The following is a 14,028-nucleotide window of genomic DNA, read 5'->3' on the forward strand; positions in this document are numbered from 1 at the left end:
ACCGATGGCTATTGAACAAGATGCTGCAAATGACGGGAAAAAATCACTGATACTGGGCATTGCTGTTGTCACTATTGTTGGCGCAGGAGCTTACCTCGGGTGGGGATGGTTACACAGAGCAGAGCCAACACCGTCAAATTATAAATTGAACAGCGTGGCCAACAATGCCGCGCATAACAGTATTGAAACAGCGCAGTACCGGAAGTTACAAAGTGAAGCTAATAACATCGGTGGAAAAACGGCAGACAGCGGGGGAAACAGCTTTGTGGCGTCCTTACGCATGAGTGATGTCAAACCTGTCGCCCCAACACCGGCTCTACAACCTGTAAGCCTAAATACTACAACCGTAACCTCCTCTCAAGGGGACACAACCAACTCAGGTATAGCTGAGAACGAAAAAGCCGCTCTCAATAGTTACATGAAACTACTCAACGAGCGCTGGAAGCCTGGTGGCATGCAATTGGCTAGTTCTTTTGGTCAGAGCCAACAAGGCAATGGGCAATCAGGCAGTACATCAGAGAATGCTTTTAGCACATGGAGTAATGGACTTCCAGGCAATGCGCCGGTGACTGTATCGAGTAACCAAACAGCAACCAACAATGCGGTTCAAGACCTCATGGTTGTGCCGCCGAATACACTCAGGCCGGGTGTAATTGACACTGCAATCGACTCTGACAACCTCAATTCAATCGTTAAGGCTCATATTCCTGCAGGCTTTTTAGCGGGAGCCAGCTTCACCGCTCGGGGTATACAACTGGCGGGTAACGGAGTGGTCATCCATCTCACTAGCATGACACTCAACGGTATTGAATATCAGGTCGATGCCTATGCGTTACAAGACGATACGTTGCAATCCTCCGTCGCCAGTGACGTCAACAATCGTTATATCTCCCGAATTATATTGCCCGCCGTTGCCACTGGTATTGGTGGATTGGGTGAATTGTATAAACAACAAAACACGCAAATCCTATCGACCAACGCTGGCACGATCAGCGGCGGGACCGGCTCGGTTAAAGGCTCAGCTGTAGCAGGTACCATCGTCGGTGGCATTGGCTCTCAAGCTGGCCAAGTGATGGCGAGTGATGCTGCCAAACTTCCCGTCCAACAGGTTCGTGTTTTCAAAAACCAAGTTGTGGCCATCCAATTTATGAAAGGTGTGTATGAGAGCGACCGTCTCAACAAAAACGCGGCCGCCATACCCCAAGCAGGAGCACGCTAATGACAACATCTCATTTTGACCTAGAGACGCCCCCAGTTGATTTGCCCGAAAATGAACCAGAGGTAACCCAAACACCTATCGCCAGTAAGCCAACCCATTCCAAACTTATCACTTTGCCTTTCGGCTTAAAGGTTGCCCCGTTACAAGCCGGGATGATGGGACTCGTCATCGTCGGAATTGTCGCTTTCGGTGTATTGCGTAATGCCCCCTCGAGTACCGGTGCGTCGCCACAGTTTGCGGCTCAAGAGCCCATAACCACACCGCCTATTGTGCCCGTTCCTTACTCACCACCGTCAACATCAGTGCAGAACACAACCATCGACGCACCGCCAACGAGGGAGCCTGTGGCCAGTACCCTGACAGAGCCTAGCCCGCAAATAGTTGAAGAGTTGCGGGTATACGGGGAAAACAACCGTGAAGGAATAAAAGCATTGGATCAACGTTTGCGCCTCCTGGAGCAGCAGGTTGCCTATTTGGCACAACGCCCAAGTCCTGCATCTGTATCCACCATGACCACAGCCTCTGCTGTTGCACCGAAAGCCTCCCACCGCACCGCGTCAAAAAACAGCGGATTACGGGGGGCCAGTATCAACAGTTTATATCCGGGATTAGCTTGGGTGACTTATCAGGGAAGTACCTGGGCACTGCAACCGGGTGACCGCATTGGTCATGCCACCGTGCAACGCATTGACACTCAAAATCGTGAGGTCATCACCACTGCCGGTGTTATCCGGTAAGGATACCTATGGACTTGGTCCAAATGCTGGCCAACGCCGTCAACAACGTTACGGCGGTTGGAATTCAGCTGATCATCGCGATGGGGGCAGTAGGTGGCTTAATCATGCTGGTCTTGCACTTTGGCAATATCGCCAGTCGTGCACGCAGAGGACAGGTACAAGACGGCCCTGGAAAAATCATGCTGATCATTCTGATATGCGGCTGCGTTATTGCACTGCATCAGGTGATGAATGCAACCTCACGACAAATGGCTTTGGGTGACGTCACTTTTGGTGCAATAGCCTATGTTTCCGAAGGCAAATACGGCCCTGCTGCGGTCGCCATTAATGCCGGTCTTACGCTTCTGCAGTGGATCGGTGTCATTTATGCGTATCAGGGTTTATTGCGCCTGAGACGCTCTACAAAAGACGGTCATACCGGTCTTAGCGCCGGTGATGACGTCGCTAGCGGCGCTAAACGAATAATTATTGGCACCCTGCTCGCAGTCAATCCACGGGTACTCGATGCCCTACAAAACACAATCAATTTTCATTGGTAAATACAGAGGTCATAATGAACGCTCGTCAAATCTTGAAAGACTTTCCACTTTTCATCTCAGTTAAAGCAGCCTTACTGGCAGAAACACTCCGCCGGCAATATGTTCGCATCGTTGCAGGTTTACTGGCAGGGTTCCTGACCCCTCTCGCCCATGCCGATGGAGATCTTGTCGATATGATTAAAGCCCCTTTGGACGGCATTTATTCCTTAAAAGAGCCTATCGTGAAAGCGTCAATGACCCTCGGCCTCATTTTAATAGCTGTTGCCATCGGCATGATGGCTTCCAAGAAAAATAACCCACAAATCAAGGGTTGGCACATCTTGATATTATTTGCAGCGGGAGGCTGTTTTATTGCGCTTGATCAGATTGCTAATCGTAGCCAGAAGCAGATGGGGCTGAACCCAGTATCTGTCGGTTAACGTAGATAGCCGGCCCTTGTGGCCGGCCTTACTTAACTCGAACGTCTCAATGAGGCTTCTTTCCGAAAGCCCCCATTCTTTGGAGTTCTAATGCTGGTCTTTTCCGTTTCCCGTCGTGTGACGGGCCTTTCCCGCACGCCTCAACAACAGAATACATTAGATGAAACAGCCCGTATGGCGGGACATAACTGTGAATTCTGTGGCTACGAGTCACCTAAAAATACCGTGATATTTCGTGACCAAAACCAACTAAATACACTCCGAGATAACCTTTGTGTCGCTGACCCACTGTGTCTAGCCTGGCAACAATTGGATACCGTGACGGCGGAAGCCGGGGTAATTGTCTATCTGCCAATTTTGCGACCGGAGGATATCAATCATCTACAACGGGCCATCGCTCAGGCACTTGAATCTGACAGTGAAGAATATCAGCAAGATGCCAAAGCTCTACTCAATTGGCTCACCTCTCACGACAAGCCAGTACGCAAATCATGGGGAACAACGCATCCTCAAGCATTCGGTGAAGCCTTGAAACGTCTCCCGGATGAAAAACGTGAATCCTTACTGTCCCGCTGCCGCCATCTGGCACTGGCGCTACATCCTGGTCGCCTCAAAGGACGACTGGCAACCACAGGGCTAGATGCCAATACAACCTGGTGGTCACTCCTATACCGTGATTATTGCTCCCGGAGCTGAACATGATTGTCGATAAAATCGAAGATGCTTTTGCTTATTTTTCTCGCTACACATTAGGGCGGGATTTTTCCCAGTATTGTGACCTACGCACAGTCATTGGGCTGACTCCCGACGACAAAATACGACACCCCTCATTGGCCGCGCCGTACATTCATGTGACACACAACAATGATTACGCCAGCTGCTTTGAGGTTTTGGGCGCTTTCAGAGAATTCAGTGAAGCCGAGCCTCGTACTGTGGGCGACATCCCCGATACTGATAGCTTTCTCAGGTTTGTTCTGAAACTCAGAGACTCCTTAACAGGCGATTTTAAAGCCTTGGGGCAAAAGTTATGTATTGTCTTTGAGCGCGATCCTACACGGGGAAAAGAAGAAATAACGCGGCTGGTTGAGCCTCAAAGACTGGCATACCGTAAGCTGGGGCTTGAACTGGACGATTTAGTGGATGAACAAATTGTCAAAATGTCGCCTTATGTTGCCCGAGAACGTGTTTGGTTGACAGTTTATACCGCAATCTCATCACTGCCTCTGGCTGAACGTAAGGAAGAAGTTCAACGACAAGACAAACAGTTTAAAAATATGCCAGAGGCACGTTTCGGCCAGAATCCAGTATTTACCGAGTTTGAAGGCTTGAAAATGCGACATGATGCGTTTATCGACAAACTGGCAACTGATCTTAAAGATGGCAATGAAGGTGTAATGGTGCGCTTGCTCGACGCCCATGAAGCAGGTCACGTTCTCAGGGATGAAATCGAACGACTCAGCACAGATGAAAGCTGGCAGCCACTGTTACCAGGTGATCGTGTTATCCCTCATGGCAAGCTACGCGGTGACGATATTAGTGCTGCATTGGCACCTCATCTCAACTTTCAATATTGTGACACCGAAGTGAAAGCACACGGCAGCATGATCGAAGTGGACGGTTTGTACCATGGTCAATTAGCCATGACGCTTGCCCCGCAACGCCCTGAACCCTTTAGCCAGTTGTTTAAGAAGGTTCCGAGGCAAATACCTTGGCGGTTAAGACTCGATCTGATGCCTGGTGGGGGGGATTTGCTCAATAGCAAACATAACCTGTTGTCCTTTGTCGCTTTTGTCCCTGGATTACGCGATATTTACCAGTCTGTCTCTTGGCTGCTGGAACAAAATAAGAAAGAGCCTGTGTGCATGATGAGCATTACAGCCAGTACTTGGGATGCGGATAAAAGCCGACTTAAACGCAACTTAACACTGCTGCAAAAGTCACTTCAATCGTGGGGCGTATCCAGTGTGACCAAAACCTTTGGTGACCCAATCCGTGCCTGGATCAACACACTACCGCTGGCATCAAGTTTTAGTGCTTCTACATTGATGTTCCCGCCGCTTTCGGAAGGTATCAAGTTAATGCCCCTGCAGCGTCCGGCCAGCCCATGGGGAAACGAAGGGAACTCTATTCATCAAACTGTGGACGGTAAACCGTATCCTATCCAGTTAGCCAGCTCGTTACAGGAAAAGCATACAGAGTTACTTGCGGGTTCTCCTGGCTCAGGAAAGTCGCTGTTAGCTAACAGCTTACATCTTGATGCCATTGCTAATGGAAACAGTGACCTTCCCTTTATGGCCTTTACCGATAAGGGGTTTACCGCACAAGGTTTCTATGACCTAATTTCCGACAGTCTTTCTCCTGATCAGAAAGACAAAATCATCAGTATTATCCTGCGTAACGATGCAGATCACTGCCGTAACCCGTTTGATATTCTTCTTGGCTTGAAATACCCCATCAGTACCGAGCGTGAATATATATTGGGAATGCTACTCAGTTTATGTATCGACCCAGAGAAAGGCATCGCCCCAGACTCTGCATCCTGTAGACAAATTCTGTCTCGCGCCGTGGACATGGTATATCGCAAAAATAGTGATGATGAACCAATTCGGTATGGTGCGACCCTTGTACCTGCTGTTGATACTGCATTGAAAAACAGTGGTTGCATTGCTGAACATGACGCTCAGTGGTGGGAAATGGCTACCTGGTATGAAGTGAGAGATTTACTCTTTGATCACGGGCATGTGTATGAGGCCTCGCTCGCTCAGGCACAGGCGGTACCCGAGTTAAATGACTTACAAGGGGCACTCAATAGCAAAGAATTATTAGTTGCTTTTGGCAAAGTCAATCGGCCTGGCTCTGATGAACTACTGCTCAGTTATGTTTCTCGTTGCCTGACACAAGCCCTCTTCGATTATCCACTGATTGCGGGGCGTACTCGTTTTACCGTCAGCCCCAATACACGAATTCGCATTGTCGATGTCAATAATGTGGCGGGCAAAAACACCCCGGAAGGGAAGATTCGTACCGGTATTATGTACCAGTTCGCTCGCCACCTTGCTGGCGCCAATGATTTCTACCTGCCGCAGTATCAGGATGAGTTGTACAGCAAATTGAATGAGCGTTACATTCCACTACATCGCAAGCGTATCGAGCAATTAGATCAAGAAGTAAAACTCATATTTATTGACGAGTTACACAACATTAAAGGCATCGATACACTGTGGGAGGCACTGCAAACAGAGGACCGCGAGCAACGTAAATTCGGTATTCGTACCGTGTTCGCCTCTCAGTATCTCGATGATTATCCAAAATCTATTCTGGAGTCAGCCAACTCACTCTATTTAATGCGCGTGAGAACCAAAGACTTCCCTGTTCTGCAGGAAACATTCAATGTGCCGCGCACAACACTCCTTAAACTTTTGAACACCACGCGGGGACCGGCGGCAGATGGCAGCGGTGTCACTTTCCTTGCCGTATTCCAAACGACCAACGGTAACGTCGCTCAGTTACTGAAAAACACGGCGGGTCCACTGCGATTATGGGCCTTGAACTCAACGCCGGCTAATCGAGCTTTGCGCAACTTTTTATATGACGCATTGGACGGCAAAACCGCACGTAGGCTGTTGGCGGATACGTTCCCCGGTGGATCTGCAGAGAAACATATTCAGATGATGAAAAAACGTGCCGGTAATGACGATGAAGACAGTGTCATTCGACAACTGGCCGACGAGTTAATTGCCAAGGCTGGCTATATTCAAGGCAACGCCGCATAGCACCAACACATTGCAACCAAGGATTCAAAACCATCGACATCGAGATGTGAACGGTGAAACGTATTATTAACGCTATCTTAAACTCGCAGTTTAGACACTTATTCCACCCCACAGATTTACTTCTCTTATTTCTATTCGTTTGCATCTTGTTTCTATCTGTCTTCATGACCCTTATGGTAAGGCGCTAATCATGCACACCCATCGTTATTTCTCTGGCCAATTCAGTCTATTGACCAGCTTGGTTCTATCCGCTTGCCTACCTGGATACGCCTTAGCCTATCCGGTAGAGGTTATGACGAGCATCCCGATACAAACACAAGTGGCTCCTGCCCTTGGGATCATCAACGGGACGTTGACTGAGATTGCCACTACTCAACATCAAGTTGGCGCGGCCATTAATCAAAATGGAGGAAAGGTGGCCACACAAATTGAACAAGCGGCACAGGCTCAACGTGATCAGGATATTTTCGCGAGACAGGCTGAAAAACTTGAGCAGGCGCGTAGAACCTATACCATTCCCGATAGCATCTGTTCTGAATCCGGTTCTGGTGTAGCGGCTCAAGTACAAAGTGGCGCACGGGCCCATCAAGGAGCATTGGCCAGTGGTGCCGGAATTAGTAATAACACCATTAGACAAGGTATAACCGCGCCAACACCACCACAAGAGCAAGCACAATTTCGCACTGCAGCTATACATGCTGATTACTGTGATGCTACGGATGTAGCGGCTTACGGTGGGACAGCGTTATGCAAAGCTATTTCAGAACGTCCGGGGGGTGATAAGCGATTAACCTCTTTATTGGATGGCGCGGGTAAAGATGGAAAAACCCCGGACCTCACTTTCAACCAGCAACAAACCGATGCTGCTATGGCATACGCTATTAATAGTGCGCCAGCTGCCGCAGGTAAGCAGTTAGGGAAAGGTGAAGTCAAAACAACTTCTGGTCAGCAATATATTGGGATTATGACCCAATACGAAGCGATTAACTCAGCTGCCCGTGAACCCATGCTGGCGATGATCGCCGCAAGTCAGCCTAACGAGGCTACAAAAGACGTGATTACAAAGGAAACATTACGTTCCCCGTCAGCTGCAGCCTATTTCAACCGTACTGCCTCAGAAGAAGCTAAAAGCACCGGCATTATGTCCGAACGAGAGTTTGAACAATTCGAAGCCGGTCGCCGCTATGCCAATACCGAATACCTAAATGACATTTCAAATATGGAAGGGGATCTCCTGTTGCGTGAAGCTATTCTTATTCAGTCCCAACAAAATTGGCTGTTATTAGGCATCAAGCGTGAAATGCAGAAAAATAACATCCTACAAGGTCAACAGCTGTCTCTCGCCGCCACGGAGAATTACCGTCCGCAATTGCAAGCCAAAATGCGTGAAGTTAACGCGGGAGTATCCAGAAATGACTAATAAAGCAGAAAAATCGCCTCAGTGGGGAAAACGTTTAAGCAAAGGTTTGTATTACTCGACTAACATAATTTTACCACTTTCAGAAGCACGCTACGCGGCGTCCAAAATAGGACCATCGCTGTTCAATAATTTCAAACGGCTAAAACATCTCTCGCCCTCTAACCAATTGGAATTAAGGCTAAAAGAACCCATCCTGAGCTTTGAGCAAGCAGTAGCCGCCAGTGGTCTGTCAGTCAATGGCTTACTACGCCGATTTAAGCGCCGAAAAATGGTATGCCTCATCCTAGCAGCAGTTCCGTCATTACTGGCTATAGGACTTCTTTTGGCAATTGCGGTTAGTAGCATCTACACACCTCTGGTACTGGTAAAAGGATTTGTACTAATACTGGTGTTGCTGTCACTGGCTGCAGTGCCATTTGTCCAGGCACTTATTTGTACCTGGCGATTATGGCAACTGAACCAGCAACGAACTTCGCCAGAAGAACGTGGTGGGTTTAACGACTTTTTGGTCGAGGTGTGCTGGTTCAAATCAACAATTTCATCATCACTGCAAGTAAAGAGTAAAAAACGATTGCTTGATATACGTAAATGCCCCTAAAACACCGATGATCGACCTTCAGCTTTAGCCCTCTACCATCCCATGAGATTTTCCATCCTCACCTGTTAACCCAGGCGGGCACCTCTTTATATCTGCGAGTCAATACTATGAATGCCATACGAAAAATAATGGCTGGCGCATTGTTATATCTATTTACCGCCAGTGCCTGGGCCGATACAACGGTAAGTTTTAGCTCCATTGAACAGGCAGCTAAACGCAGTTCCGACTTATCACGTCAAATCCTGGTTATGATTTTCGGTGACGTTGTCACTAATCCACTATCGACCGATTCCAGTATGATCGGTCAGATGTTCTTCGTTTTTAACGGTATTGTCATGGCCATCGCCGTTGTCTGGTTTTTGTTTGTTACGCTTAAGCATATGGTCAAAGCTGGCCAGAATGGACAGATATTTAACCAAGGCAGTTCAATGGTTGGGCCAGTAAGTACCGCTGCGGGTTTTCTGACTCTAGTCCCTACCGTTTCCGGTTGGTCAATTGCCCAGCTCACCTTCTTGTGGGCTGCTTCTATCATGGGGGTTGGTAGCGCAAACTTGGTAACAGACCGTATCGTTGACTTATTAGAGGATGGCTATTCTCTAGTGGTACAACCTGTGGCCCCCCAAACTGTTGGCGCAGCACGGGCTATCTATGAAATGAATCTCTGTCTGTATGGCATCAACAATGAACTCAGCACCATGTACCAACAATATGGTCAAGGTGGTACCCCATTAATGCGTATTAACTCTCTGCCCGATGGCTTTGAAGTCAGTAATGGGAACGCCTTATGCGGATCTGCCAGATTACCCGAAAGCCTCATTGATCAAACAACAAGTTGGTTATTTCCTGTACCAGTCGACACTAACAGCATAATTAATGCGCAACGTAGTGCAATGAATGAAATGCAGAATAATTTATCCCAATCGGCATCACTATTTGTTACCTCATTGGTCAACAAGCAAGTTAATGGTAGTGGTTCTTTACCCGATGCAGAAACGGATATACAGAAGGCTGCCCGTGCCTATGAAGATAGGATTAATCAGGCTTTAAAAGCCCAAGGGAACACTGATGAGTTAGCTTCTGTACTTAATGCACAATTGAAGAAAAATGGCTGGTTAGCACTGGGTTCATGGTATCAGACGTTTGCCACTGCCAATAATAAAGTCAATGAGGCTGTACAGTTAAAACCAGTTATTGCAGGTATGTCTGGATTAGGTGATCTGGGGGCGGGTGAAGTATATGCCAGTATCAAAACGGCGTATCAAGCTCAACTGCAGAACTCTAGCTACACCCCACCTCTTGGGACACAGGGTACTAAAGATACTCAACAAGCGACCGATGCTTCGGCACCTGATGCAGTATTTGTTGGCATTTTCAATTCCCCCATGCAACGTCTAACAAATTTTATTGCAACTGCCCAAATAGGGAATCCATCGGTTGGTAGTAATCAGATGAATCCGTTGCTCAAAATGAAAGCAGTGGGTGATTACACTCTTGATGCGACTGAAATATCATTAATGACATTTACAGCCGTTAAGGTTGCAGTCGATACTTATACGGAGGGTGTATCTGGAAAAGTCCTTTCCATATTATCTTTCAAAGGAAGTGATGCTCTCAAAAACTTAGTTTCTACTCTCTCACCATTTATATATTTTGTCCTGTTCGCTTTATTTAGCATAGGATTTAGCCTTTCTATATACTTACCTCTAATACCATTAATCTATTGGATAGCAGCGGCAGCTAACTGGTTAGTAAGCGTCCTTGTCGGTCCAACCGGAGCTACTCTTTGGGCAGCAACTCATATCGGAACCGAAGCTGAAAAAGGTCATCGCTCCGCTTATGGATATATATTCCTAATAGATGTAATGATTAGGCCTCTATTGATGGTGTTTGGTTTCGTCTTTGCTAGCATAGTCATAGTAGCCCTTGGCACATTATTGAATTTATTGTTTGGTTCCGCTATTGCTAACGTGCAAGCGAAATCTATAACAGGGCTGGTCTCTTTGATGGGCTTTTTAATGATTTATGCAAGGTTATGCACGACTACTGTTACGAGAGTTTTTTCGCTACAAGTTACTATGCCTGACTATATAATCTCATGGATTGGTGGGCGTGAAGCATCAAGTATTCTCGGTGGCGTGGTTGAGTCAGCAAAAAGTATATTTGCTGGATTTTCTCATGGAGTTCAGAGATCGCCTGGTGTAAAATTAAACAAAGCCAATTCGTCTAGCAACAGCGATGGTATTAAATAAAAGGAGTTTGCATGAAAAAGCTTATTAAGCTAACTAAAGGAGCCTACGTAGTAGGTGCATTCTTCCTTTCCTTAGTACTTTTAGCCATCACCTTACCTGTGGCTGGCACATACTTTTTTATTGATGGTAACTTTACCGCCATAGTACCTTGGGCTTTGATAATCATCACAGCAACAGTGGCATATTCTGCTTATTTCATCTACAAAGCTACAGAAGCTAAGATTAGAAGAGCAGTAGAAAGCTACACATGTGCAAACTTCCAACCAAATACTAATATTCAAGTTATTCAAGCATTGGAAGGTAAGTTCATCGGGATTGATGACAAGAATGGTACTGTTTTGATGGTTTCTATTTATGATAAGAATGAAGCTATCGGAATAGATTTTAGCGATATCATTGGCTACGAGTGTGTTGGTAATAAGCTGACACTTAGTATAAAAGACCTCTCTGATAGCACTTTTACTATCAGTGGAGCAAAAAGTTTCAGCTATAAGTTAGACATACTGTTTACTCCTTCATACCAGCCTAAAGTAAAAACAAAAAATATTTTTAGTGAGTTTGTTCAAAAAAAAGCACTCGCCTGATTATTGCTACCCTCTAATACCAACATTTTGAATTGAGCGCCTATCGGCGCTCTTTCTTTGCCCCCAATAAAACTCTCTCTGGTGTGAACCCACCTTGTTATCGCCCGTCGATGTGATCGTCTGGCTTTTCCCATGCCCGGAGCAACCATGTCCACAAGAGCTGTACACCCACAACAGGGCCAAGAATATGGCCTGATGTTTATCGCTATCGCATTGATGTTCATTTTCCTTATCTGGATATACCAACCCCCTATCATGTATGGATGCATCTGGCTTATTTACCAGCTTTGGTCTCTCTGCGATTTTCCACGCATACATATTTACGTAGCAGAACGCATCAATCTGTTGGCCTTGGCTGGCAACCAAGTAAACAATATGACCTGGGGGGAATTTATTGCTGTCATGAATCGCACTGCCGGTATCTTAATGGTGCCACTGTCTATCATTGTGGTTGGAAGTATGTTGGCAATTCGTAATCATCCTCGGAACCTAACCCGCAGGCATATTGATGTGTATACACTTCCCCACATCATGGCACAGTTCTCACCCAGTATTATTCCAGCACTCTGCTATGGCGATAAGAAGACGCAATTATTAAATTGCGATCCACCGGAACATCGTAGCGCCCAGTCTCCAGATGAATTTGCCATACAACATCAGTTAGTTATTGGTGAACGCCTTGACCGTACTCGAGCCCAAACAGTATTTGAGCAACAATTAGGCACACCACTTAAAGACTTCTCCAGCTTTAATGCTCACGAACGCGCACTAGTGGCAGTCTTTGGATTACAAGTATTTTTCAACGACCGCAAAGGTGCCCAAAAACTTTTGGATGGTCTGAATCGCTCTTGCCTCATCAAAAGCCGTCGTGATAAAGGCCAAAAAGGTTATCCCGTTCTACGCCTGGCAAATGATGCTTTCTACAAAGTGGCAAATTCCCCCGTTGCTGTACGCTGGCTGCGTCATTACAGCTCAACACGAACAGCACTCTCCGCACTCCATGACCGCGATTTACGTTTACCTGGTGCTAATTTTCGATGGCTAAAAGGCCTGGATAGAACACTCTGGTACGCATTGACGTCCTCCGGGCGCCCCAAGGTATTTATTGAAGGGGCAGGGGTTATTGCAGCAGCAAAATGGGAAACATTGATCGCTGAAATATCTGAAAAGTTCCGGGTAACCATTCAAGTACCTGCAACAAGAATGGATATAGCTATCGAGGGTTTACTTGCCGACTCACGCCGCATTGGCCTGGTATTGGAAGAACGAGAAGCACAATCAGAATCCCGCGCCAAAGAACATGACAGTGAGGATGAGGATGACAGCGATATAGTCATATTGCGGGCCTCACCAATTAAATCAGAAAGCCCAAATTCAACAACTTCTATACCTAAAGATGACGAGCCAGCAGTTCAACCGCCAAAATCCGCTCCTCGCGCACCGTTCCGACCTAAAAAACGCTAAATCCAAACACTAAGGCTACCTCATGACTCAGATCTATACTGCCACTTTGCAGGGTTCCACTCTGTCCGTTTATACCCATCAATCTGGTGCAAGTTGCCTTATAACACTGCTTCAACCTGGCTCGCGCTCCCGTTTTTACATAAAAGACAACGGGATATATCACGACAGCTTTGGTGTGAATTCCGCAATGATATATCAGGCGCCATCCACCAAAGAAGCTGAGCTATTTTTGCAAGCTATCAACAATGCTATCTACCATCGTTGTAAGGTCAGAAATATAGCGTGCTTAACGCTATTAGTTACGGCTATCGTCTTGTGCATCACATATGGCTGGTATGTGTTTACAACGCTCGGCGAACATATGGCCCGAAATAATCCGACACCAGTGACACAACTTAGCACAAGTAACCCAACAGCGATTCAGCCAGCTCCCGTTGTCGCCCCACAACCCATTTCACCAATACAAGTCCCGGTAATACCTAAAACCATGCCAGCGCAGACAAACACCTCTACGACTGCAGCAATAGGCTACCAAAAAACGGCGCAGGTATTACGTAATGCGGCTGAAAGTGGCTTTTACACCATCGCCTTGTCATCTGGCCATCAGCGTACACTCTATGCATTTTCAGACCCGCTGTGCCATAACTGCCAAATCATTGAGCCAGCACTGGAGGCATTAGCCCAAAAATATAATGTCGAGGTTTTCCCAGTCACACTGGTGGGTAAGCAACAGACCATTGATCTGGTGAGCCCTATCCTCTGCCAAACGCCTCTGTCACGTAAGACCTTATGGAAAAAGCTATTCCAGGCAGATTCAGGTATGAATCCAAATGAAAATACATTCCCTCTCGCATCGTGCGAAACAGGTACCGAAGCCATTAGCCGTAATGACAGCGCATTTGATGCGTATAACCTACCTGGAACACCGTCACTGATAGCGGATGATGGCCGTTACATCCCTTTGACCTCATTAAAAAGTGACGATGCATTGGAAGCGTTTCTGAATACACCGCGCCCTCAATAATT

General features: G+C 46.8%; 12 protein-coding genes. All 12 read left to right on the forward strand.

Going from position 1 to position 14,028, the window contains the following annotated elements:
* Nucleotides 1-4: 4 nt before the first annotated feature.
* The 12 genes from traO to DBA33_RS20675 all read left to right on the forward strand — a co-directional run bounded on the left by traO (nt 5) and on the right by DBA33_RS20675 (nt 14,026).
* A complete protein-coding gene (gene traO, locus DBA33_RS15460) occupies nt 5-1,219 on the forward strand; it encodes a conjugal transfer protein TraO (protein ID WP_120806748.1) in 1,215 nt (404 codons plus the stop codon).
* Nucleotides 1,219-1,956, forward strand: a complete 738-nt coding sequence (locus tag DBA33_RS15465) for a hypothetical protein (RefSeq protein ID WP_050074338.1) — start codon at nt 1,219-1,221, stop codon at nt 1,954-1,956. Before traO ends, DBA33_RS15465 begins: the two co-directional genes overlap by 1 nt.
* 8 nt (nt 1,957-1,964) lie before the next feature.
* A complete protein-coding gene (gene traQ, locus DBA33_RS15470) occupies nt 1,965-2,495 on the forward strand; it encodes a conjugal transfer protein TraQ (RefSeq protein ID WP_050074337.1) in 531 nt (176 codons plus the stop codon).
* Nucleotides 2,496-2,509: 14 nt separating this feature from the next.
* Nucleotides 2,510-2,914 carry a DUF6750 family protein gene (locus DBA33_RS15475; RefSeq protein WP_120806749.1) on the forward strand — a complete coding sequence of 135 codons (405 nt, stop codon included), beginning with the start codon at nt 2,510-2,512 and terminating at the stop codon, nt 2,912-2,914.
* Nucleotides 2,915-3,004: 90 nt separating this feature from the next.
* Nucleotides 3,005-3,610: a hypothetical protein gene (locus DBA33_RS15480; RefSeq protein WP_050074479.1), complete on the forward strand. Its 606-nt coding sequence runs from the start codon at nt 3,005-3,007 to the stop codon at nt 3,608-3,610.
* Nucleotides 3,611-3,612: 2 nt separating this feature from the next.
* Entirely contained in the window at nt 3,613-6,687 is a 3,075-nt protein-coding gene (locus DBA33_RS15485; RefSeq protein ID WP_120806750.1) for a type IV secretory system conjugative DNA transfer family protein, read from the forward strand.
* A gap of 190 nt (nt 6,688-6,877) precedes the next feature.
* Nucleotides 6,878-8,107 (forward strand): conjugal transfer protein TraW, encoded by a 1,230-nt coding sequence (gene traW, locus DBA33_RS15490; RefSeq protein ID WP_120806751.1) that lies wholly within the window; start codon nt 6,878-6,880, stop codon nt 8,105-8,107.
* Nucleotides 8,100-8,705: a conjugal transfer protein TraX gene (traX, locus tag DBA33_RS15495; protein ID WP_050289008.1), complete on the forward strand. Its 606-nt coding sequence runs from the start codon at nt 8,100-8,102 to the stop codon at nt 8,703-8,705. The genes traW and traX overlap by 8 nt, the downstream gene beginning before the upstream one ends.
* A 128-nt stretch (nt 8,706-8,833) precedes the next feature.
* The gene (locus DBA33_RS15500) at nt 8,834-10,954 is read left to right on the forward strand and encodes a DotA/TraY family protein (protein ID WP_234049654.1); all 2,121 of its coding nucleotides are present in this window, start codon (nt 8,834-8,836) and stop codon (nt 10,952-10,954) included.
* An 11-nt stretch (nt 10,955-10,965) separates the two neighbouring features.
* The gene (locus DBA33_RS15505) at nt 10,966-11,538 is read left to right on the forward strand and encodes a hypothetical protein (protein WP_088130798.1); all 573 of its coding nucleotides are present in this window, start codon (nt 10,966-10,968) and stop codon (nt 11,536-11,538) included.
* A gap of 147 nt (nt 11,539-11,685) precedes the next feature.
* Nucleotides 11,686-13,002, forward strand: coding sequence for a conjugal transfer protein TrbA (locus tag DBA33_RS15510; RefSeq protein WP_205582783.1), 1,317 nt, complete (start codon nt 11,686-11,688; stop codon nt 13,000-13,002).
* Between the two features lie 22 nt (nt 13,003-13,024).
* On the forward strand, nt 13,025-14,026 hold the full coding sequence (locus DBA33_RS20675) for a hypothetical protein (protein ID WP_162975220.1): 1,002 nt from the start codon (nt 13,025-13,027) through the stop codon (nt 14,024-14,026).
* Nucleotides 14,027-14,028 lie beyond the last annotated feature (2 nt).

Origin of the sequence: Yersinia sp. IP36721, assembly GCF_003634395.1 — a bacterium.
In the GTDB taxonomy this organism is placed as follows: Bacteria; Pseudomonadota; Gammaproteobacteria; order Enterobacterales; family Enterobacteriaceae; genus Yersinia; species Yersinia entomophaga.